We start from the raw sequence: 21,688 nt of genomic DNA on the forward strand, positions 1-21,688 counted from the left end.
TGTTGCCGGCGTGTAGGGCCTGCCGTCTCCGTCTTGCCGAAATCCGCGTAGCGATGCGCCAAAAGCGCTGTGCGGCCGGCAAGGCGGCGACGACAGGCCCTTATAAAATACGCCCAGGTTTCCGGCTCCGGGTCTCTCTACCGGGGCCGGAACCATTTGGAGCAATAGAATCATGTCTGATCTCATACCCCAACTGACCCAGCAATTCTTCAACGGATTGTCCCTGGGAGCGATCTATGCGTTGATCGCCATCGGCTACACAATGGTCTACGGCATCATCGGTATGATCAACTTCGCCCACGGCGAAATCTATATGATCGGCGCCTATGTGGGCCTGGTCACCTTGACGGCCATCGGCACCAATAGCGGATTGCCGACCCCCTTCATCATTGCGGCCATGCTGCTTGTGGCCATCACGGTCACCGGCATCTACGGCTTTTCGGTCGAGCGCGTGGCGTATCGTCCGGTGCGCGGCAGCCCCCGGCTGGTGGCGCTGATCTCCGCCATCGGGATGTCGATCTTCCTGCAGAACTGGGTGGCCCTCGGGCAGGGCGCGCGCGACATGGCCGTGCCTTCGCTGGTGTCGGGCGCCGTGCAGTTCCACATGGGATCGGACTTCGACGTGACGGTGCCGTATTCGCGCATCATGATCATCGTGGTCACCGTGGTGCTGATGATCGGGCTGACGCTGTTCATCAAGTACTCCCGCATGGGCCGTGCCTCTCGCGCCTGCTCGCAGGACATGCACATGGCCAATCTGCTGGGCATCGACACCAACCGCGTGATCTCGTTCACGTTCGTGATGGGCGCGATCCTGGCGGCGGTGGGCGGCGTGCTGATCGCCATCACCATCGGCAAGCTCAATCCCTTCATCGGCTTTCTGGCGGGCATCAAGGCCTTTACGGCGGCGGTGCTGGGCGGTATCGGCAGCATTCCTGGCGCGATGCTGGGCGGTGTGCTGCTGGGCCTGGCCGAGACCTTCGCGGCCGCGTACATCTCGTCGCAGTACAAGGACATCGTGGCGTTCTCGCTGCTGGTGCTGATTCTGCTGTTCCGTCCCACCGGGCTGCTGGGCAAACCTGAGGTGGAAAAAGTCTGATGTCGACCAACAATCTCAAAAACGCCACGATGGCGGCCGTGCTGACGGCGGTCATCGTCACCCCGGTCTTTGGCCTGCAGCTCATCCGCCAGGGTGCGCGCACGTCGATGGAGTCGAACTGGTCGCTGGTGGCGCTGGCCGCCGCCGTGGTGTTCGTCTTCCAGCTGCTGCGGCCCTGGCTGGCCATTCCGTTCAAAAAGCTCAAGACCGGCCTGCCGACGCTGTCCTCCGCGCCGGCCAGGAACCACAAGCCGCTGATGATCCTGCTGCTGGCCATTGCGGTGATCTGGCCGTTCTTCGCGGGACGCAGTTCCGTGGATATCGCCACGCTGGTGCTGATCTACGTCATGCTGGGCCTGGGCCTGAACATCGTGGTGGGCTTTGCGGGGCTGCTGGACCTGGGCTTCGTGGGCTTTTACGCGGTGGGCGCCTATACGTACGCGCTGCTCTACCACTGGGGCGGCTGGAGCTTCTGGGAAGCGCTGCCGTTTGCCGGCGCCATGTCCGCGCTGTTCGGCTTTGTGCTGGGCTTTCCCGTGTTGCGGCTGCGCGGCGACTACCTGGCCATCGTGACGCTGGGCTTCGGTGAAATCATCCGTCTGCTGCTGATCAACCTGAATACGGTCACCGGCGGTCCGGACGGGATTTCCGGTATCCCGAAGCCCACGTTCTTCGGCCTGGAAATGACGCGCCGCGCCAGCACCGAGGGCGATACGACGTTCCACGATTTCTTCGGGCTGACATTCCAGAACCAGGACATGGTTATCTATCTGTACATGATGGCGCTGCTGCTGGCGCTGGTGACGCTGTTCGTGTCCACGCGCCTGATCCGCATGCCGGTCGGCCGCGCCTGGGAGGCGCTGCGCGAGGACGAGATCGCCTGCCGTTCGCTGGGCCTGAACCCCACGCGCATCAAGCTGTCCGCGTTCACGCTGGGCGCCATGTTTGCCGGCTTTGGCGGCGCGTTCTTCGCTGCGCGGCAGGGCATGGTGAATCCGGAGTCCTTCACGTTCATCGAATCCGCGCTGATCCTGGCGATCGTGGTGCTGGGGGGCATGGGTTCTCAGGTAGGCGTGATCCTCGCTGCCATCCTGCTGACCGTGCTGCCCGAGCTGGCGCGCGAGTTCGCCGAATACCGGATGCTGATGTTCGGTCTGGTGATGGTGTTGATGATGATGTGGCGTCCGCAGGGGTTGTTGCCCATGAAGCGTCCCCACGTGGAGCTGGCTAAATGAGCGAGGCATTGCTGAAAGTATCCGGCCTGACCATGCGGTTCGGCGGTCTCCTGGCCGTCGATAGCGTGGGTTTCGAGGTCATGACCGACGAGGTCTTTGCGATCATCGGCCCGAACGGCGCCGGCAAGACCACTGTCTTCAACTGCGTGGGCGGGTTCTATGCGCCCACCGCCGGCGAGATCATCATGGACGGCAAGCCCATCACGGGTCTTGCCAGCCACAAGGTGGCGCGCCACGGCCTGGTGCGCACGTTCCAGAACGTGCGTCTGTTCAAGCAGCTCACGGTGCTGGAAAACCTGCTGGTTGCGCAGCACACGCAGGTCGAATCGCGCCTGTTGCCGGGGCTGCTCAAGACCAAGGGCTATCGCCAGTCCGAATCCGAGGCGCTGTCCCGCGCGGCGCAGTGGCTGGACTTCATGGGCTTGCGGGAATTCGCCAACCGCGAAGCCGGCAATCTGGCCTACGGCCACCAGCGGCGCCTGGAGATCGCGCGTTGCATGATCACCAAGCCGCGCCTTTTGATGCTGGACGAACCCGCGGCGGGTCTGAATCCGCAGGAAAAGCGCGATCTGCAATCGCTCATCGACCAGCTGCGGCGCGAATTCGGCGTCGCGGTGCTGCTGATCGAGCACGACATGAGCCTCATCATGGGCATTTCGGACCGGATTCTGGTCATGGAACACGGCAAGCCCATCACGACCGGCACCCCGGATCAGGTGCGCAACGACGAGCGCGTCATCAAGGCGTATCTGGGGGAGGAATGATGCTCAAGCTGGAAAACATACACACCTTCTACGGCGCCATTCAGGCATTGAACGGCGTGTCGGTCGACGTGAACCAGGGCGAGATCGTCACGCTGATCGGCGCCAACGGCGCGGGCAAGACGACGCTGCTGATGACGGTCTGCGGCAATCCGCGTGCGCGCGAAGGCAAGATCACGTTCGAAGGCGAAGACATCACGAACAAGGACACGCACCACATCATGCGCAGTGGCATCGCCATTTCGCCTGAGGGCCGCCGCGTGTTCAAGGACCTGACGGTCGCCGAGAACCTGATGATGGGCGGCTTCTTTTCCAAGCGCGACGAGATCGAGGCGGGCATCGACCACGTCTACGGCTTGTTCCCGCGCTTGAAAGAGCGCGCCAGCCAGCGCGCCGGCCTGATGTCGGGCGGCGAGCAGCAGATGCTGGCCATCGGCCGCGCGCTGATGACCCGGCCGCGCCTGCTGTTGCTGGACGAACCGACGCTGGGCCTGGCCCCGCTGGTGATCGCCCAGATCTTCGACATCATTCGCGAGATCCGGGAGCAGGGCGTGACCGTGTTCCTGGTCGAGCAGAATGCGAACAAGGCGCTGGGCGTGGCGGACCGCGGCTACGTGCTGGAAAACGGCCGCGTGGTCCTGCAGGACACCGGCGCCAATCTGCTGGTCAACGATCAGGTCCGCAAGGCTTACCTGGGCGGTTGACCTCTTCCCCGCGAAGGAAGTGGGCGCATCGAAAGATGCGCCTTTTTTTTGCATCTGACGGGGGATTTATTGCGGCCGGTGTCTGACACCCTTGAGACATTGCGGCTAACTCGAGGTCATCTCCGCAGGGTGTCAGACACCTTATGCAACTTACGCCGCGATCCGTTCCGCGGGCTGGTCGGCCTGGTAGTGCGCTATAGCGGCGCGGGCCAGGGCGTCGATGGAGTCGGTGAGGGTCACGCCCAGGCTGGGGCGCAGGGCGTGCGGCACGGCCAGGGGCAGTTCCGTGCAGCCCAGGACGACGGCGTCGGCGCCGCGCGCCTTCAAACGGGCGATGCACTCGGCGGCGGGGGCGAAGGCGTCTTCGAGCTGGTTGCCCTTGACCGCGCGGATCGAGCCCATGCAGAAGCGTTCGACTTCGTCCTCGTCAGGCACGATGCACTCGTAGCCCTGGGCTTCGAGGTGCCGTTGGTACAGGCCAAGCTTTAGCGTGGCGGCGGTGCCCATCAGGCCGATACGGCCGCGGGGCAGGCCCAGACGGCGCAGGTCTTCGATGACCGCCTCGATGATGTGCAGCACCGGCACGCCGGTGGACGCGGCGATCTCGTCGAACCACAGGTGGGCGGTGTTGCACGGGATGGCGATGAGCCGGGCGCCGGCCTGTTCCAGGAAGCGCACGCCGTCGACCATGTGGGGCAGCGGATTTTCGCCGCCGGCCATGTAGGCGCTGGACCGGTCGGGAATGCGCGGATCGTTGCGCAGCAGGGTGGGGATGTGTTGCTGGTCAACCGTGGCGGGCGTCAGCGCCGCCAGGCGGAGGGCAAAGGCCGCGCCGGCCATGGGCCCCATTCCGCCCAATACACCCAGGTAGCAGCCCTGGGAAAACTTCTTCACTTTATGTACTCCGTGCTCATGCTTGACCGGGCGACAGGACCTGACCCGGGCGTTCGGCGCCCGTCCGTTCCCCGTCCCAGACCTGCCTGCCGTTGACCCACACGGCGTGGATGCCCCGGCTTGCCTGAATGGGCGCTGAAAAAGTGGCCACGTCGGTGACGGTGGCGGGATCGAACAGCACCAGGTCAGCATGATACCCCTCCCGGAGCAGGCCGCGCCCGGCCACGCCGTATTGGTGGGCCGCCAACCCCGTCATCTTGTGGATGGCCGATTCCAGGGACAACAGGTTCTGCTCGCGCACCATCGTGCGCAGGACGTTGGTGAAGGTGCCCCACTGGCGGGGGTGCGGATGGGGATCGAAGGGCAGCCCGTCCGAGCCGACCATGGTCAGCGGATGGGCAAAGATGCGGTTGACGTCGGCGGGATCCATCAGGAAGTAGATGGCGCCGGCCGGGGCCAGGCGGGCCACGGCGGCCTCGTCGTCCAGGCCCAGTTCGGCCATCACTTCGCTGAAGTCGCGGCCCGTTGCTTCGGGGTAGCCCTTGGACCAGGTGATCATCGTCCGGCTGGCAAGCCGCGCGCGATCGAGCCGCAGCATGGTGGAGGTGGCGGGGTAGGGGTGGCAGTCCAGGCAGACGGGCTGCGAGGCCGCGGCGCGGCTGATGAGGTCCAGCGTTTCGCGGGTGCGCCCGTGGTTGCGCTCGCCCGCCAGCTTGTGATGCGAAAACACGACGCGGCAATCGATTTCGCGTCCTATGTGCAGCGCCTCTTCGATGGCCGGCACGATGTGATCGGCCTCGTCGCGCAGGTGGGTGGCATAGATGCCGGCGCGGCCGCGCAGCGGCTGGCACACGTCGACGATCTCGTCCGTGGGCGCGGCGCTGGCCGGCGGATAGAAGGTGCCGGTGGACACACCGAAGGCGCCGGCGTCCAGCGCTTCCTGCATGAGTTCGCGCATGGCGGCGCGTTCCGCGTCGTTGGCAGCGCGCGATGTGTCGTCCATGACGGCGACGCGCAAGGTGGTGTGCCCCACCAGCGGAATCACGTTGACCGCGGCGGGCGTGTCGCGCAGCGCGTCCATCCAGGACCGGAAGGTGCCAAAGCGAAAGAGCGACGGCGGGCCCAGCAGGTCCAGCGGCTGCGGGATCTGCGTGCGCGCCAGCGGCGCCAGGCTGATCCCGCAGTTGCCGGTGACGACCGTCGTGATGCCTTGCGACACCTTGGGCAGCATGTCGGGATGGGCCAGCAGATACCCGTCGTCGTGGGTATGCGAGTCGATGAAGCCCGGCGCCAGGACCAGGCCCCGGCCATCGACGACCGGCACGCCGGCGGGATGGGCAAAGCTGCCCACTGCCGCGATGCGCCCGCCGCGCACGGCCAGGTCGCCGGCGGTGGCGGACCCGCCCGATCCGTCGATGAGCGTGGCGCCCGCGACGATGAAGTCAGCCTGCAAGGTGTCTGCCGTCATGAAGAATGCTCAGTCGAGTTTTTCGATGCCGGCGGTGTCGATGATCTGCTGCCACTTGGCGGTTTCGCGATCGATCAGCTGCTTGAACTCGGCGGGCGAGCCGGATGCCGGTTCGGCGCCCAGCGTGGCCAGGCCCTGGCGCACTTCCGGCGCCTGCAGCGCCTTCTGGATGGCGGCGTTCAGCGTGGCGACCACGTCATCGGGCGTGCCCTTGGGCGCCACGACGCCACCCCATGCGACCGTCTCGTAACCCTTCAGGCCGGTTTCGTCCAGCGTCGGCACGTCGGGCATCAGCGACAGGCGCTTCAGGCTGCTGACGCCGATGGCGCGGACCTTGCCGCTCTTGACGAGCGGTGCGGCTTCCGAGGTGTTGACGAACAGGTAGTCCAGGCGGCCGCCGAGCAGATCCTGGATGGCGGCGGGGCCGCCGTTATAGGGGATGAACATCACGTCCAGCTTGGCCATGCTCTTGAAGAGCTCGCCGCCCATGTGGCCGGTGGTGCCCACGCCCGAGGCGCCGTACGACAGGCGGCCCGGCTCATTGCGGGCGCGGTCGATCAGGTCCTGCACGCTCTTGATGGGCGATTCGGCCGGCACGATCAGCGCGTTGTAGAGGTCGAACATGTGCGCGACGGGCGTCAGGTCCTTGTCCACGTCGTACGGCAGGCGCTTGAAGAGCGAGCGGTTGACCGCCAGCGTGTTGATGTTGCCGTAGCCGACGGTATAGCCGTCGGGGGCGGCGCGCTTGATGAGCGCGATGCCGATGTTGCCGGCCGCGCCGGGGCGGTTCTCGACGACCATCGTGGCGCCGGTGTCGCGGGCCATCTGGGTCGTGATCAGGCGCGACAGGACGTCGGGCGATCCGCCGGCGGCGGACGGGACCACGAAGGTGATGGGCTTGTCGGGATAGCCGGCGGCCGAGGCGGCGCCGATGAAGGCGACGCTGAGCGCCGCCATGGAAAGACTGCGAAGGAGCGTGCTGCGCATGATGGATTTCCCCTGGTTTTGTTTTGTGGAGCGGGCAGATTACACCTGGGCATGCGGCACTGCGTCATCGAAAAATGTCTCAAACCTATAATCCCCCGTTATCGGAATAGGGGAAAAAAATGGATGCGGATGCGTATGCCGACGAAGTCGGTCCCAGCGCCGGAAGGCCACTGAACCTGCGTCAGATCGAGGTGTTCCGGGCGATCATGATGGCCGGGTCGATCAGCGGGGCGGGGCGCATGCTGCATGTGTCGCAGCCGGCGGTGAGCCGGGTGCTGGCGCTGACGGAAAGCCGCCTGGGCTACCGGCTGTTCGAGCGGGTCAAGAGTAGGCTGTCGCCCACCGCCGAAGCCCGGCGCCTGTATGCCGAGGTCGAGCAGGTGTATGGCGGCATTCAGCGGGTGAACGACCTGGCCGCCAGCCTCGGCCAGTCGGGCGCGGGGATGCTGAAGATCGTGGCCAGCGCCAGTTTCGGGCAGCGCCTGATCCCGATGGCGCTGGAGCGGTTTCGCGGCCGCAATGCAGGCGCGCGCGTGGATTACCGCAGCGTGACTTTCGACGAACTGGCGGCGTATTTCCTGTCGGGGCAGGCCGACATCGGCATTTCCATGCAGCCGCCGGATCACCCCAACCTGACGTCCGTGCGGCTGGCGCGCGTGCCGGTGGTTTGCGTGCTGCCGCCCGGGCATCCGCTGGCCAGTCATGAGGTGGTGCAGCCGGAAGACTTTTCGTCGGCGGCGTGGATCGGCTATCCGCGCGACACGCCGTTGGGCCGCGCGCTGCAGCCATTTTTTGGAGACGGCCCGCGCTGCGCGGCGGCGGTCGAGGTGCATTCGCCCGTGACGGCCTGTTCGTTCGTGCAGCAGGGGCTGGGACCGGCGCTGGTCGACGCGTGGTGCGTCACGCCGGATCAGGCCGCCCACATGGCGCTTCGCCCGATCGAGCCCGAGGCCAGCGTGGAAATCTGGGCGACGCATTCCAACCTGAGCGCGCCGCCCTTGCTGGCGCGGCGCTTCCTGGCCGCCGTGAAAAAGATCCTGGAAAGCGAGACGCTGCCCGGCGCAGCGCCTGCGTAGGCGAGCCGGGCAGCGACAGCCGTTACAGGCCTTCGGCCTTCAGCGCGGCCTGCACGCCCGCGTCGGCCTGCATGCGTTCGAAGAACGCTTGCAGATGGTTCAGGCCGGACAGGTCGATTTCCTTTGCGTGGGCCCAGCGCAGCACGACAAACAGATACGCGTCCGCCAAAGACGGCGCGGCGCCGGCCAGATAGGACTTGCCCGCCAGTTGCGCATCCAGTTGCCCGAACAGCTTGGTCAGAAGCGCCGACGCGGAGGCCGCCAATTCCTTTTGCGCGCCTTCGTCCTTCAGGTAGCGCTGCGCGCCGAACAGCAGCGAGAAGGTCTTGTGGACGTCGGAATTGATAAAGCCGACCCAGCGGCGCACTTCGGCGCGCGAACGCGCGGTGCCGTCGCCCAGCAGGGGGATTTCCGGGGCCTGTTCGGCCAGGTATTCCAGGATGGCGACATTCTGCGTGAGGGTCCAGTCGCCATCGGTCAGCGCAGGCACGGCGCCCAGCGGATTGATCCGCAGAAACTCCGGCTCCTTCAGCGCTTCACGGCTGAGTTTGTGCGTCTCGTACGGTTTGCCGATCCACTCGAGGACGATGTGGGAAGCGAGCGAGCACGCGCCGGGCATGTAGTACAGTTTCATCTGGTCGAGTCTCCTGAGAGCAAGAACGGGAGAGCTCCCGTCCGTGGGCGCTATGGTACGCCAACCGGGTGTGCCAATTGCGAGCGGCCCCCGCGTCTCACTGTCATGCCTTGCGCGCCTGCTTTTCAATCTGTCGCCGCCGGAGATGTCCATGCAGTCACGCACCGCCGCGAGCACGCGCGCAATTCCCCTGATCCTGTCCTTGGCCGTGGCCTTTGCGGCCGCGCCCGCCGTTGCACAAGCCTCGCAGGAACCGCCGTCGGCGCCCGCCCGCGTGACACCCGTCGTCGGCGGCCTGGATCACCCCTGGTCCATGGCGTTCCTGCCCGATGGCGGCATCCTGATCACCGAACGGCCCGGGAACCTGCGGCTGCTGCGTACGCCCGGCGGGCTGTCCAAGCCGCTCTCTGGCGTGCCGCAGGTTGCCGCGCGCGGCCAAGGGGGACTGCTGGACGTGGCGCTGTCGCCTGACTTTGCGACCGACCGCTACGTGTACCTGGCGTATGCGGAATCGGATGGCGACAAGAGCGGCACGGCCGTGGGGCGTGGACGGCTGGCCGACGACGCCAGCGGCCTTGAGGGATTCAAGGTGCTGTTCCGCCAGGAGCCCAAGCTGTCGTCCGGCCAGCACTTCGGATCGCGCCTGGTGTTCGATGGCAAGGGCTACCTCTACATCGCGCTGGGCGAGAACAATCAGCGCCCGACGGCACAAGACCTGGACAAGCTGCAAGGCAAGGTTGTGCGGCTCAAGACGGATGGCTCCGTGCCGGCGGACAACCCCTTTGTGGGTAAGCAGGGCGCGCGCCCCGAGATCTGGTCGTACGGCCATCGCAATCCGCAGGGCATGGCGCTCAATCCCTGGACTGGCGAGCTCTGGGAAAACGAACACGGGCCGCGTGGCGGCGACGAGATCAATGTCGTGAAGCCGGGCAAGAATTACGGCTGGCCGCTGGCCACCTACGGCATCAACTATTCGGGCTTCGCCATTCCGGAAGCCAAGGGCGAAACCCTGCCGGGCATGGAGCCGCCGATCTTCTGGTGGCCGAAATCGCCCGCCATCAGCGGCATGGCGTTCTACGACGCGGACCGGTTTCCGGCCTGGCGCAATTCGCTATTCATCGGCGCGCTGGGCAATCAGAACCTCATCCGCCTGACCGTTGACGGCAATCGCGTGGTCGAGAAGGAACGGCTGCTGGTCGACCGCAAGCGGCGGATCCGGGACGTGCGGCAGGGGCCGGACGGTTATGTGTATGTGCTGACGGACGCCTCGCCTGGCGAATTGCTGCGGGTGGCGCCGGCCGAAACGGGAGGGTGACGGCCATGAAATCCTACGAGCTCATCGGGTCCGCGGGTTGCGGCTCGGCCATTGTCGAGATGGCGCTGGTGCTGGCCAATGTGCCGCACACGCTGACGGATGTGCCATATCTGAAGCCGGGTCCCGAGCGGGACCGGCTTTTGCATCTGAATCCGCTGGGGCAGGTGCCCACGCTCATCCTGCCCGACGGCGAGGTGATGACCGAAAGCGCGGCGATGATTCTGCACCTGAACGATGTGGCGCCGCAGGCCGGGCTGGCGCCCGCGCCGGACAAGCCGGAGCGGGCGCGTTTTCTTAACCTGCTGATGCGGCTGGTGGCGGCGGTGTATCCCACCTTCACCTACGGCGATGAGCCCGCGCAATGGACGACGCCTGGCGCGGGGGCCGACCTGCTGCGTGAGCGCGTGCACACGCGCCGCGCCGAGCTGTGGCAGGAGCTGGAACGCCAGGCTGGCGCGCCGCACATGCTGGGGCGGCGCTTTTCGGCATTGGACCTGTACGTGACGGTCATGACGCACTGGCGTCCGGGACCGTCGTGGTTCGGCGCCATGTGCCCGACGCTGACGGCGGTGGCGCGCGAGGCCGAACAAGAGCCGAACGTCGCAAAGGTGTTGCAGCGGCACTTTCCGCCGCCCACCGAATAGTGCTGGCGGGCAGGGCGGCCGTCAGTGCGCGGCGCGGCGGCGCGACTTGCCCCGCGCCTCGCGAACGGCGATGTACACGCCGCTGCCTGCAATGAAGACGGCGCCCAGGTACGCGTAGGCGTCGGGCGCCTCACGCCAGAAGATCCATCCGAGGATCGTGGCCCAGACGAGACCCGTGTAGTCAAAGGGGGCGACGACGGACGCCGGTCCGATACGGAATCCCTGCGTGATCAGTGTCAGTCCCAATGTGCTGAACAAGGCCACCGCGCCGAAGTACGGCAGGTCTTCGGCGGCCGGCGCGCGCCAAACCCACGCCAGCCCCAGCGAGCTCCACACCAGTTGGCCCAGCACGATGTAGAAGGTGATGGTCAGCATGCCTTCGGCGCGGTTGATGCCGCGCGCCGTAATCATCATGACTGCGTAAAGCAGGGCGGTGGTCAGCGGCAGCAATGTGGCCACCTGAAAGGCCTGCGTGCCGGGACGCACCACGATCAGCACGCCCGCAAAACCCGCCAGCACGGCCAGCCAGCGCTTGCCGTCCACGCGTTCCTTCAGGATCAGCACGGAAAGCGCCGTGACGAACAGCGGCGCGGCAAACGCGATGGCGGTGGCCTCGGCCAGCGGCAGCGCCTGCAATCCCAGGTAGAAGCAACTGGCCGAGATAACGTTGATGGCGCCGCGCGTCAGGTGCAGTCCGGGATGCATCGTGCGCAGCACGCGGCGGCCGCCCAGCCACAACGCCAGCGCGGTCACGAAAGGCAGCGCGATCAGCGCGCGCATGAAGAGGATCTGCAGCGGGTTGTACGTTGCGCCCAGCCATTTGGCGCTGGCGTCGCTGAGGGTCAGAAAGAAGATGCCGCCCGCCACACAGGCGATGCCTGCGGCGGCGGAGTGTTCACGGACGGCGGGTAATGCGGTGGTTGGGGACATCAGAGACCTGCAAGAGCGGCGGTTCCTGCCGCCGGGGATGAATCACGGGAAGTATCGGTTCAGGGCTGCGCGCGGTAGGCAGCCCAGGCGACCATGGCCCACGCGGCCAGGAATGCCGTTCCGCCGAACGGCGTGACGGCGCCCAGCCAGCCTTTGCCGGTCAGCGTCAGCACATACAGGCTGCCCGAAAACAGCACGATGCCGACAAACATCACGACGCCTGCCGCCGACAGCAGAGGCGAGCCGAAACGCGCGCCGAGCAGCGCGATGACGAAAAGGCCCAGGGCGTGGACCAGGTGGTACATCACCCCGGTCTGCCAGACGGCCAGCATTTCTGGCGTCAGGATGCGTTTGAGGCCATGCGCGCCGAAGGCACCGGCGCCCACCGCCACCATGAGATTGAGCGCCGCGAGTATCGTGAGCTGCCGGTCCGTCATTGCCTGTCCTTGAGAGAAATGCGAGGGGGTAAATTTGCCGCCGCCTATGATAGGCCGAAACAGGGGCCGTGACGGGCGGCGCAGCGCGTCCAACGGGAGCGCCGCCGCCTGGCACTGCGATGCCGGGTTTGTCCCGTGGAGGCGGCCGGCAGAGCCTTGCGCGGGAATTTCCAAATGGGATATTATAAATTCAATTTGGTAATTCAGCTGCTCATGGCGTGGCCGGTCCCCCGGTTTGGCGCCCGTGCGCGGCGCCCGGAGCAGACCATGACCATCGCCCTTGCCGATAAATCGCCAACCAAGCGCGGCGCCACCGCCAAGCGTCCGCCGCGCGCCCGGCAGCTGTTCCGCGGCCTGGTCGACAGCCCCCTGACCGACATCGCGCGCGATGTGCATCGCGGCCTTCCTGCGCAGATGGTCGACGATGCGGCCGATTATCTGCAGGTGCCCAAGTCCGAGATAATGGCCATCACGGAGGTCAAGGCGGCGTCGCTGTCGCGGTGGACGCGTGAAGGGCAGGCGCTCCCGCTGGGCGAATCCGACCGGCTTGCCCGCGTCGCCCGCGTGGTGCGCGTTGCGCGCCAGGTGCTGGGCAGCGACGAGGAAGCGGTGCTGTGGCTGAATACGCCCGTGCCCGCGCTGGGCAACGTCAAGCCGCTGTCGCTTCTGACCTCGGACGCCAGCAGCCGCATCGTCGAAGACACGCTTGCCCGTGCCGCAGCGGGCGTCTACGCATGACGGACTACGTTTCGCTCTGGCGCATCGGCACCACGGCGGGCAAATACCGGGCGGACGACCTGAGCGGCGCGGGCGCAGCCGCCGTGGGCGGACGCTACAACAGCCCGGGCACGCCCGTCGTGTATGCCTCGGCCAGCGTCGCGCTGTCGGTGCTGGAAACGGTGGTGCACTTTGCCGCGCGCGCGTCCCAGCAGGCGAACCGCTACCTGATCGAACTGGCCGTGCCCGCTGCCGTCTTCGAAGCGCGTCAGTCGCTGTCGCTGGCGCAGCTTCAGGACGACTATCCGTTCTGGGATGCGGTGCCTTTCGCGGAGGCCTCGCAGGCCGTGGGCGATAACTGGGTGGCGTCGGGCGTGTCGGCGCTGCTGGAACTGCCCAGCGCCATCGTCCCGTATCGCGGCGTGCCGGACTGCAATTTTCTCGTCAACCCGGCGCATCCGGATGCCGAGCACATCGTGGTGGTGCGGCGCGAACGCTTCATCTACGATCCGCGCCTGCGGCCCGCATAGCTTTCAACACACGACGCGCCCGATGCCGGGCGCGCCGCATGGGAATGACCGCGGATGGGTCAATCGACCGTCAGCACGGCGCGTCCCACGACCTTGCCTTCGCGCAGCGAGGCCAGCACGCTGTCCGCCTCGGCCAGCGCATGGCGGTGGACTGGCATGGGCGGCACCTTGCCCGCCCGCACCAGTTCCATCAGTTCCTTCAGTTCGGTCAGGTTGCCCACGTAGCTGCCGATGATCGACAGCGCCTTCATCGGAATCAGCGCGATCGGCCAGGTCGAGCCGCCGCCGAACAGGCCCACGATGATGAGCTTGCCGCCCTTGGTCAGGAAGTCGAACGCGAGCGAGGTGGTGGCGGGCGCGCCGACCAGGTCGATCGCGGCCTGCACCGGCTTGCCGCCCGCGGCCTTCATGATCTGCTGCGCGGCGTCGGGCGCGGCGCCGTCGATGGCCGCCAGCGCGCCCGCGTCCAGCGCCGCCTGCCGCTTGGCCGGATCGATATCGACGACGATGGCGCCCGCGCCGCCCAGTGCCTTGATGAGGGTCAGGCTCATCAGTCCGAGTCCGCCCGCGCCGAAAATTACGACGGGATGTTCGCGGTAGACGTCTGCGCCGATCTTCTTCAATGCGGAATACGTCGTCAGGCCCGAGCACGCGTAGGGCGCGATCTGCGCGGGATCGAGGTCGCCGATGTCGATGAGGTAGCGGGGATGCGGCACCAGGATGTGGTCGGCGTATCCGCCGGCGCGATGCACACCCAGGCAGGCCGGCGCGGTGCAGTGGTTTTCCATGCCGGCCGCGCACGAGGCGCACTTGCCGCAACCGATCCACGGATAGACGAGGTAGTTGCGGTCGGTGGCAAGCCCTTGCGCATCGGGCCCGACCGCCACGACGGCGCCGACCGTTTCGTGGCCCATCGTCAGCGGCAGCGACACGCCGCGGTCCTTGAGCGACAGGGTGCGTCCCTGGCCGAGGTCGTAGCCGCCTTCCCACAGGTGGATATCGCTGTGGCATACGCCGGCCGCGCGCACCTTTAGCAGCACCTGCGTCCCTTGCGGGGTGGGCGTGGGCTGATCCATTTCCTGCAGGGGCTCGCGGAAATTGACGACGCAATAGCACTTCATGGTTGTCTCCTTTCTATTTCTTGACCAGGGGGCATTCGCTGTCGGCGAGCGACACGAAGACCTTTTCGCCGGGCACCGTGGACAGGATGCGGTAGTAGTCGTTCGGGTATTTGGACTCGGCGGGCTTTTTCACCTCGACCAGATACAGGTCCATGATGACGCGACCGTCTTCGGGGCGCACACGGGCATTCTTTATCAATTTGGTCGTGATGGGCAATTCCCGCATCTTCTGGTTGACCGCCGCGCCATCGAAGCTGCCCGCAGCCTGCGCGGCCTGCAGGTAGTGGGTGGTGGCCACGTAGCTCAGGGCCTGGACGATGGACGGCGCGCGCGTGACGCCCATCTTCTTCTGCCAGCGCTGCGTCCACGCGCGGGTGTCCTCGTCCGCGTCCCAGTAGAAGCCGGTGGGAAAGGTGAGGCCCTGCGCGACCGGCAGGCCCATCGCGTGGACGTCGTTGATGAACGTCAGGAACGTCAGCATGCGCTGCTTGCCGCCCGCCAGCCCGAACTCCTGCGCCTGCTTGATGAGGTTGACCAGGTCGCCGCCGGCGCTGGCCAGGCCCACGACGTCGGCCTTGGACGACTGGGCCTGGACCAGGAACGAGGCAAAGTCCATGGCGCCCAGCGGGTGGCGCGTGCTGCCCACGACCTTGCCGCCCGCGCGCTCGACAAAGCGCGAGGCATTGCTTTCCAGCGATTTGCCGAACACGTAGTCGGTGGTGATGAAATACCAGCTCTTGCCGCCGCCCTCGACCACGCTCTTGACCACGGCGTTGGCCAGCGCGTAGGTGTCCGGCGCCCATTGCGTGCTGAGGTTGCTGCATTGCTTGCCGCTGAAATCGCCGGCAAAGCCGCCGCTGATGAGCGCGGTGCCGCCTTTTTCCCGGGCGACGCCCTGGGCCGCGAGTCCGGCCGAGCTGGCGCCGCCGTCAACCACCGCGACCAGGTTCTGGGTGTCGAACCAGCGGCGCACCAGGGCGGAGGCCACGTCGGCCTTGTTCTGGTTGTCCGCGCCGACCACCTCGACGGTCTTGCCTGCGACCTTGCCGCCAAAGTCTTCCACGGCCATGCGTACGGCCATCTCGGACCCGAGCCCGCCCAGGTCGGAATAGATGCCGGAACGGTCGTTGGATACGCCCAGCCGCACGACGTCGGACTGGGCCTGCGCCGCGCAGGCGGCCAAAGTGGCGGCCAAGGCCGCCAACACGGGTTTGATACGCATCTGTCTGTCTCCCAACCCTGGAATGGGCCGTTTTATTGATCTGTCGGATGACGCGGTAACTCGGGAAGGCGGCGCCGGTGCTCCAGCCGGCTAAAATTTATTTCATATTGGTGAATGTAAATTCCTGTGCAAGAATTTAGGTACCTGTCCATGAAAAGTCAACACGGTGGAACACCCTAGTCCGCGTGGACAGAATCCGTTGCCGCGAAGGAGGGAGACGTCGTGGAAGTCAAGCTGGTTGCCCGCACGCTGGAGCTGCTGGAGCTGTTTGCGCAGACCCGGCGTCCCATGCCGCTCACCGAACTGGCGCAGGGCCTGGGCGCGCCGATGTCCAGCTGTCTGGCCCTTGTGCGCACGCTGGTGGCCCGAGGCTATCTGTACGAGGTCCGGCGCCGCGCCGGGTATTACCCGACGGCCAAGCTGCACGGACTGGCCGCGCAGATCCTCACGGGCGATCCGTGGCTGGACCTGGTGCGTCCGCGTCTTGCCGCGCTGCGCGACGCCGCGAACGAGACCGTGATGCTGGGCAAGATCCAGGATGGCGCCGTCGTGTTCCTGGACGTCGTGGAATCCACCCAGCCGGTGCACTATGCCGCGCGTGCGGGCGAGCGGCGGCCGCTGCACACCAGCTCGGTCGCCAAGGCCATTCTGGCGCGCTTGCCCGCCGCCGAGCGCGAGCAGGTGCTGGCCGCGGCGCAATACACCCGCTACACGGACCACACGCTGACCACGCGCGAAACCCTGCTGGCCGATGTGGAGCGCGCGGCCGCGCAAGGCTGGGCGTCGAACGTGGGCGAGAGCGTCGTCGACCTGACCGGTCTGGCGGTGGCGCTGGATCTTGGGGGCGAATGGTATGCGCTATGCGTGGCGGGCCCCACGCCGCGCGTGTGGACGCAGCGCGAGGAAAACCTGCTGCATCTGCGCGAGGCGGCAGAGGCCATCCGCCGCGACCGCGAGGGTTAGCGCGCCGGTCCAGCGCGCTCGCGGCCCTTCAGGGCCCCCGGCGCACCAGCGTGGATTTGCCGAACAGGCTTTCGATGAGGTCCACCGCCAGCTCGGCCGTCCGGTTGCGCACGTCGAGCGCGGGATTCAGTTCCACTACGTCCAGCGAACGCATGAGACCGGTGTCGGCAATCATCTCCATGCACAGCTGCGCTTCGCGATAGGTGGGACCGCCCATGACCGTGGTGCCCACGCCCGGCGCGATCTCGGGGTCCAGAAAGTCCACGTCGAAGCTCACGTGCAGGTGCGTATCGGCGTCCAGGCCGGCCAATGCGGCCTGCATGGTGGCGCGCATGCCCATCTCGTCCAGGTAGCGCATGTCGAAGACCTCGAGGCCGGCCTCGTGCAGCAGGCGCTTTTCGCCCGGGTCGACGCTGCGGATGCCGATCTGGCGCACGCAGGACGGCTCGATGTCCGGGCATTCGCCGGACATGCCGATCAGCGGCGCCGGCCCGTTGCCGCACAGGCAGGCCACGGGCATGCCATGCAGGTTGCCGGTGGGCGTGAGGGCATGGGTGTTGAAGTCGGCGTGGGCGTCCAGCCACAGCACGCGCAGTTTTTTGCCCGCGGCGCGGCAATGGCGCGCGACGGCGCTGACCGAACCGATTCCCAGGCTGTGGTCGCCACCCAGCAGCACCGGCAGGCGGCCCGCCGCCAGTTCCTCGTGGACCGCATCGTGCACGGCGCGGTTCCACGCCGTCACTTCCTCCAGATGCCGGTAGCCATCCTCGGGCGGCAGCCAGGGGTTGGCGGGTCCGTACAGGTTGCCGCGGTCGCGGACCTGAAAACCCAGCGCTTCGATGACCGGGCCCAGGTCCGCGACACGCAGCGCTTCCGGGCCCATTGAGGCGCCGCGGGCGCCGGCGCCGATGTCGGTCGGCGCGCCGATCAGGGTGACGTCGGTGGGCAGGGTGGGGGTGTTCGTCAATTCGCGTGCTCCGTGTTGCGGTTCAAGACTTGCCGTGCGCGGGCGTGAACGTCAGGCGGCCGACAGCACCGCCGCCAGTTGATCGCACGCCCAGTCCACTTCGTCACGCGTGACGATGAGCGGCGGCGACAGGCGCAGGGTATGGCCGTGGGTGTCCTTGACCAGCAAGCCCCGCGCCTGCAAGCGTTCGCACCACAGGCGTGCGCCGCCCGCGTCCGGCTCCAGTTCGACGGCCAGCATCAGGCCGCGTCCGCGGACCTCGCGTACCGGACCGGGGAGGGCGTGCAGGCGCTCCAGGAAGTGGGCGCCGACCACGGCCGCGTTCTCGATCATGCCTTCCTCGGTCAGCACCCGCAACGCGGCGCGCGCGATGGCGCACGCCAGCGGATTGCCGCCGAAGGTGCTGCCGTGCTGGCCGGGCTGGAACACGCCAAGCACGTCTGCGTTGGACAGCACGGCGGATACGGGATAGAAGCCGCCCGACAGCGCCTTGCCGATGAGCGTGACGTCGGCCTCGATGCCCTCGTGTTCCTCGGCCAGCAATTTGCCCGTGCGCCCCAGACCGGTCTGGATCTCGTCCAGGATCAACGTGATCCCGCGCTCCGTGCAGCGCTGGCGCACGCGGCTGAAATAACCCGGCGGCGGCAGGACGACGCCGGCTTCGCCCTGGATCGGCTCGACCAGGAAAGCGACGGTGCGGTCGCTGATGGCGGCGTCAAAGGCCTCAAAATCGCCGAACGGCACGACCTTGAAGCCGGGCGCGAACGGCCCGTAATGGCCATAGGCGTCGGGATCGGTCGAAAACCCCACGATGCCCAGCGTGCGCCCATGGAAATTGTTGGCGCACACGATGATCTCGGCCTGGTCCTCGGGCACGCCTCGTACCTCGTAGCCCCACTTGCGCACCGCCTTGATGGCGGTTTCGACGGCCTCGGCGCCGCTGTTCATCGGCAGGATCTTGTGGGCGCCCGTCAGGCGCGCCAGGTCTTCGTAGAAGCCCGCCATCTGGTCATGGCGGAACGCGCGTGAGGTCAGTGTGAGCTTTTGCGCCTGCTCGGTCATGGCGGCCAGGATGCGCGGATGGCAGTGGCCCTGGTTGACGGCGGAGTACGCGGCCAGGCAGTCCATATAACGGCGGCCGTCGACGTCATGGACCCAGACGCCGCTGCCGCGCGCCAGCACGACATCCAGCGGATGGTAGTTGTGCGCGCCCAACTGGTCTTCGATGCGGTCGCGGCGGCTGGCCGCTGACTGCGCGCTGGGCTGGGGGGTCATCAAGGCACTCATGAACGTCTCCCAAGGGCGTACTCAGGCCATCTTAGCGCCGCCGGGGTTGCTTGGCATTGCCATTGCGTGACAAAGGCCTTTCCTGGGTGCGGGGCGCCAGGTGCTGCACAATAGCGCCTGTGCCGGACCGTCGTCCGGCGTTCCGAATCTGTGGATGGCTGACATGCTTGTGCACCAATTGCTTAAGAAATTGACGCGGGGGGCCGCGGTGGCGGCGCTGGGATTGGCTGTGATTGCGCCCGCAGCCGCGCAGGAACAGCCCCTGCGCATCGGCGTCATCGCCAGCGTGGCCAACGAAGCCACCGAATTGGCCATTGCCGAGGCTAAGCAGCAGGGTCTGGACGTCAAGCTGGTGGAATTCAACGACTGGGTGCTGCCCAACATCGCGGTGGCCGATGGTTCGGTGGACGCCAACTTCTTTCAGCACGCGCCGTTTCTTGAACTCTTCAACCAGCGGCGCGGCGCCAACCTGCAACCCATTGCGTACGGCTATTCCACGACCATCGGGCTCTTTTCGAAGAAGCTGAAAAAGGGCGATCCGGTGCCCGAGGGCGCCACGATCGCCGTGCCCAACGACCCGGTCAACACCGGCCGCGCCTTGCTGCTGCTGCAGTCGATGGGGCTCATCACGCTCAAGCCGGGTGTGGCGCATCAGGCCAGCCTGGAGGACGTGGTGGCCAATCCGAAGAAGCTCAAGTTCGTGCAGATCGAAGGTTCGCAGTCGGCCCGCACGTTCGACGATGTGACCGCGTCGGTCACCTACACGACCTTCGCCAAGCAGGCGGGCCTGAACGAAAAGGACGGCCTGGCCTTTGACAATACCGACCCGGACAGCATCCGGCGCTACGCCATCCGCTGGGTGGCCAAGCCCGAAAAAGCGCAGGATCCGCGCCTTTTGAAGTTCATTGCCATTTATCAGAACTCGCCCGAAGTGAAGGCCACGCTCAAGCGTCTTTACGGCGACCTCATTTCCTTCCCCTGGTAAGGGGGCATTCCCATGTCTGACCTCGATGACCGCGACCGGAAACTCTTGACGCTGTTGGCCGACGACGCCACGCCCAGCTATGCGGAGCTGGGCAAGCTGCTCAACCTGTCGGCGCCCGCCGTGCACGAACGGGTCAAGCGGCTCAAGCGCGACGGCCTCATCAAGGGCATTGCCGCCAAGCTCGATGGCGCGAAGATGGGCCGGCCGCTGCTGGCCTTCGTGCATGTGGACACGATCAACTGGACCATCACCCAGCAGGTGCTGGGTCTGGCCGAACTGAACGAAGTCGAAGAGATCCACACCATCACGGGCAAGAGCGCCATGCTGCTGAAGGTAAGGGTGCGCGACACCCAGGCGCTGGAACTGCTGCTGGCCCGTATCCATCAGATCGAAGGCATCAGCAACACCACCAGCGACATCGCGCTGACCAGTTATCTGGAACGCGGACCGCTGCCCGAGGCGGCCTGAGCCGCCGCCCTGCTGTCAGCGCGGCGAAGCGGTGCGCAGCCGCAGCCGCGTTATTTCGGACGGCGCCCACAGGCGCTTTGGCGGCCCCCAGTAACCGGTGCCGCGGCTCGTGTAGACCCACATCTTTCCCAGCCGGTGCAGCCCGGCGGTGAAGGGCTGCTGGAACCGCACGAAGAATCCCCACGGAAAGAACTGCCCGCCATGGGTATGGCCGGAGAGCTGCAGCGTGTAGCCCGCCGGCTCGGCCGCGGGCGCGCTGCGCGGCTGGTGCGCAAGCAGGATCCGGACCGCGGCGTCGGCGGGCGCGCCGGCCAGCGCAGCCGTGGGATTGCTGCGCTGATGTGGATCGTAGGCCCCGGCGCTGTAATCCGTGACGCCCGCCACCACCACGGGCAGGCCCGACGGATGGATCACGGCATGTTCGTTCAGCAGGACGCGCAGGCCGAGGCGGCGGAATTCCGCAATCCACGGGGCTGCGCCCGAATAGTATTCATGGTTGCCGGTGACCAGGTACACGCCGAAAGGCGCGCGCAGTTCGCCCAGGGGCCGGGACTGGGCGGCAAGCTGTTCGACGCTGCCGTCGACCACGTCGCCCGTGATGGCGATCATGTCGGGCAACTGCTCGTTGACCGCGTCGACGATGGCCTGGACATAGCGGCGCTTGATGGTCGGACCGACGTGGATGTCGCTGATCTGCACGATGGTGAAACCGTCAAGATCCTGCGGCAGGCCGGCAATGGGCACGTCCACGTCGACCACGCGTGCGCGCCGCCGCGCGTTGTAGAAGCCCGCCAGTGTGCCGGCAAGCGCAAGCCCGATGACCGTCCAAGCGCTGGCGCGCCGCAGTTCGGTCCAGGGCAGGCTGGCGCCCGCCGCAAGGTTGCCCAGCCACAGGATCAGTAGAAGCGCGTCGCGCAGCACCGTCAGCACGAACAGCGACGAGAACAGACCCATTGCCAAAAGGCCGACCCAGGCGATGCGGTCCCCCCATGGCGGATTGACGGACGAACGCGCCAGCATGCCCATCGGGATCAGCACGCACGACAGCACCAGGAAAAGAATGGCGGCGGCGTCGCCTTCGCGGCCAAGCAGCAGATCGGGAATCAGGCGGGCGCCGACGTACACATGGGCGAGGGCGCCCAGGGTCAGGAACCGCAGGAAGAATGAGGATTGGCGCAGGGACACGGCAGCGGGCAGGCGCGCCGCGGAACGACGCGCAGAAAACCAGGGAACCGCCATTCTAT

At 66.6% G+C, this 21,688-nt stretch carries 23 protein-coding genes; 12 read left to right on the plus strand and 11 right to left on the minus strand.

Annotated features, from left to right (window positions below):
- Window positions 1-172: 172 nt before the first annotated feature.
- From livH to V6V88_RS13200, 4 genes are read left to right on the plus strand one after another with little or no spacing between them, the layout of a single operon-like run.
- Window positions 173-1,099: a high-affinity branched-chain amino acid ABC transporter permease LivH gene (livH, locus tag V6V88_RS13185; protein ID WP_056317577.1), complete on the plus strand. Its 927-nt coding sequence runs from the start codon at window positions 173-175 to the stop codon at window positions 1,097-1,099.
- Entirely contained in the window at window positions 1,099-2,334 is a 1,236-nt protein-coding gene (locus tag V6V88_RS13190; protein ID WP_062841127.1) for a high-affinity branched-chain amino acid ABC transporter permease LivM, read from the plus strand. The genes livH and V6V88_RS13190 overlap by 1 nt, the downstream gene beginning before the upstream one ends.
- Window positions 2,331-3,098, plus strand: coding sequence for a high-affinity branched-chain amino acid ABC transporter ATP-binding protein LivG (gene livG, locus V6V88_RS13195; protein WP_062841126.1), 768 nt, complete (start codon window positions 2,331-2,333; stop codon window positions 3,096-3,098). Before V6V88_RS13190 ends, livG begins: the two co-directional genes overlap by 4 nt.
- Window positions 3,098-3,799 carry an ABC transporter ATP-binding protein gene (locus V6V88_RS13200; protein WP_062841125.1) on the plus strand — a complete coding sequence of 234 codons (702 nt, stop codon included), beginning with the start codon at window positions 3,098-3,100 and terminating at the stop codon, window positions 3,797-3,799. The genes livG and V6V88_RS13200 overlap by 1 nt, the downstream gene beginning before the upstream one ends.
- Window positions 3,800-3,949: 150 nt before the next feature.
- Here V6V88_RS13200 and V6V88_RS13205 read toward each other — a convergent pair whose 3' ends face one another.
- The 3 genes from V6V88_RS13205 to V6V88_RS13215 are packed head-to-tail and all read right to left on the minus strand — an operon-like array spanning window position 3,950 to window position 7,148.
- Window positions 3,950-4,693 (minus strand): amino acid racemase, encoded by a 744-nt coding sequence (locus V6V88_RS13205; protein WP_280003091.1) that lies wholly within the window; start codon window positions 4,691-4,693, stop codon window positions 3,950-3,952.
- 16 nt (window positions 4,694-4,709) lie between these two features.
- The gene (locus tag V6V88_RS13210; protein WP_280003093.1) at window positions 4,710-6,161 is read right to left on the minus strand and encodes a D-aminoacylase; all 1,452 of its coding nucleotides are present in this window, start codon (window positions 6,159-6,161) and stop codon (window positions 4,710-4,712) included.
- Window positions 6,162-6,170: 9 nt separating this feature from the next.
- Window positions 6,171-7,148, minus strand: a complete 978-nt coding sequence (locus V6V88_RS13215; protein WP_280003095.1) for a tripartite tricarboxylate transporter substrate binding protein — start codon at window positions 7,146-7,148, stop codon at window positions 6,171-6,173.
- A 119-nt stretch (window positions 7,149-7,267) separates the two neighbouring features.
- On the opposite strand from V6V88_RS13215, the gene V6V88_RS13220 reads away from it, so the two are divergent.
- The gene (locus tag V6V88_RS13220; protein WP_280003097.1) at window positions 7,268-8,224 is read left to right on the plus strand and encodes a LysR substrate-binding domain-containing protein; all 957 of its coding nucleotides are present in this window, start codon (window positions 7,268-7,270) and stop codon (window positions 8,222-8,224) included.
- Window positions 8,225-8,246: 22 nt separating this feature from the next.
- Here the strand turns inward: V6V88_RS13220 and V6V88_RS13225 are convergent, their stop codons facing one another.
- Window positions 8,247-8,858: a glutathione binding-like protein gene (locus V6V88_RS13225; RefSeq protein ID WP_223575572.1), complete on the minus strand. Its 612-nt coding sequence runs from the start codon at window positions 8,856-8,858 to the stop codon at window positions 8,247-8,249.
- Window positions 8,859-9,009: 151 nt separating this feature from the next.
- Between V6V88_RS13225 and V6V88_RS13230 the strand changes: the two genes are divergently transcribed.
- Entirely contained in the window at window positions 9,010-10,173 is a 1,164-nt protein-coding gene (locus V6V88_RS13230) for a PQQ-dependent sugar dehydrogenase (RefSeq protein ID WP_062841119.1), read from the plus strand.
- A gap of 5 nt (window positions 10,174-10,178) precedes the next feature.
- Window positions 10,179-10,817 carry a glutathione S-transferase family protein gene (locus tag V6V88_RS13235; protein ID WP_280003100.1) on the plus strand — a complete coding sequence of 213 codons (639 nt, stop codon included), beginning with the start codon at window positions 10,179-10,181 and terminating at the stop codon, window positions 10,815-10,817.
- A 21-nt stretch (window positions 10,818-10,838) separates the two neighbouring features.
- Here the strand turns inward: V6V88_RS13235 and V6V88_RS13240 are convergent, their stop codons facing one another.
- Window positions 10,839-11,747, minus strand: a complete 909-nt coding sequence (locus V6V88_RS13240) for a DMT family transporter (protein WP_280003101.1) — start codon at window positions 11,745-11,747, stop codon at window positions 10,839-10,841.
- 59 nt (window positions 11,748-11,806) lie between these two features.
- On the minus strand, window positions 11,807-12,184 hold the full coding sequence (locus V6V88_RS13245; protein ID WP_062841117.1) for a DUF423 domain-containing protein: 378 nt from the start codon (window positions 12,182-12,184) through the stop codon (window positions 11,807-11,809).
- A 267-nt stretch (window positions 12,185-12,451) separates the two neighbouring features.
- Here V6V88_RS13245 and V6V88_RS13250 point away from each other — a divergent pair, with 267 nt between their 5' ends.
- Window positions 12,452-12,922 carry an antitoxin Xre/MbcA/ParS toxin-binding domain-containing protein gene (locus tag V6V88_RS13250; protein WP_056318733.1) on the plus strand — a complete coding sequence of 157 codons (471 nt, stop codon included), beginning with the start codon at window positions 12,452-12,454 and terminating at the stop codon, window positions 12,920-12,922.
- Window positions 12,919-13,431, plus strand: coding sequence for an RES family NAD+ phosphorylase (locus V6V88_RS13255; protein WP_056317613.1), 513 nt, complete (start codon window positions 12,919-12,921; stop codon window positions 13,429-13,431). The genes V6V88_RS13250 and V6V88_RS13255 overlap by 4 nt, the downstream gene beginning before the upstream one ends.
- 59 nt (window positions 13,432-13,490) lie before the next feature.
- On the opposite strand, the gene V6V88_RS13260 is transcribed toward V6V88_RS13255, so the two are convergent.
- Window positions 13,491-14,552, minus strand: a complete 1,062-nt coding sequence (locus tag V6V88_RS13260) for an alcohol dehydrogenase (protein ID WP_223575569.1) — start codon at window positions 14,550-14,552, stop codon at window positions 13,491-13,493.
- A gap of 13 nt (window positions 14,553-14,565) precedes the next feature.
- Window positions 14,566-15,774, minus strand: a complete 1,209-nt coding sequence (locus tag V6V88_RS13265) for an ABC transporter substrate-binding protein (protein WP_062841115.1) — start codon at window positions 15,772-15,774, stop codon at window positions 14,566-14,568.
- Between the two features lie 222 nt (window positions 15,775-15,996).
- Between V6V88_RS13265 and V6V88_RS13270 the strand changes: the two genes are divergently transcribed.
- The gene (locus V6V88_RS13270) at window positions 15,997-16,737 is read left to right on the plus strand and encodes an IclR family transcriptional regulator (protein ID WP_223575568.1); all 741 of its coding nucleotides are present in this window, start codon (window positions 15,997-15,999) and stop codon (window positions 16,735-16,737) included.
- Between the two features lie 28 nt (window positions 16,738-16,765).
- Here the strand turns inward: V6V88_RS13270 and rocF are convergent, their stop codons facing one another.
- Both rocF and rocD read right to left on the minus strand, forming a co-directional pair.
- Window positions 16,766-17,704 (minus strand): arginase, encoded by a 939-nt coding sequence (gene rocF / locus V6V88_RS13275; protein WP_338619476.1) that lies wholly within the window; start codon window positions 17,702-17,704, stop codon window positions 16,766-16,768.
- Between the two features lie 51 nt (window positions 17,705-17,755).
- On the minus strand, window positions 17,756-18,991 hold the full coding sequence (gene rocD, locus V6V88_RS13280) for an ornithine--oxo-acid transaminase (RefSeq protein ID WP_081101049.1): 1,236 nt from the start codon (window positions 18,989-18,991) through the stop codon (window positions 17,756-17,758).
- 163 nt (window positions 18,992-19,154) lie between these two features.
- Between rocD and V6V88_RS13285 the strand changes: the two genes are divergently transcribed.
- Both V6V88_RS13285 and V6V88_RS13290 read left to right on the plus strand, forming a co-directional pair.
- On the plus strand, window positions 19,155-19,976 hold the full coding sequence (locus tag V6V88_RS13285; protein WP_152385489.1) for a MetQ/NlpA family ABC transporter substrate-binding protein: 822 nt from the start codon (window positions 19,155-19,157) through the stop codon (window positions 19,974-19,976).
- A gap of 12 nt (window positions 19,977-19,988) precedes the next feature.
- Window positions 19,989-20,444, plus strand: a complete 456-nt coding sequence (locus tag V6V88_RS13290; protein ID WP_056317626.1) for an Lrp/AsnC family transcriptional regulator — start codon at window positions 19,989-19,991, stop codon at window positions 20,442-20,444.
- A 15-nt stretch (window positions 20,445-20,459) separates the two neighbouring features.
- On the opposite strand, the gene V6V88_RS13295 is transcribed toward V6V88_RS13290, so the two are convergent.
- A complete protein-coding gene (locus V6V88_RS13295) occupies window positions 20,460-21,629 on the minus strand; it encodes a metallophosphoesterase (RefSeq protein WP_223575567.1) in 1,170 nt (389 codons plus the stop codon).
- Between the last annotated feature and the right edge of the window lie 59 nt (window positions 21,630-21,688).

The organism is Achromobacter sp. E1 (assembly GCF_037039475.1).
GTDB classification, from domain to species: Bacteria; Pseudomonadota; Gammaproteobacteria; order Burkholderiales; family Burkholderiaceae_B; genus Achromobacter; species Achromobacter mucicolens.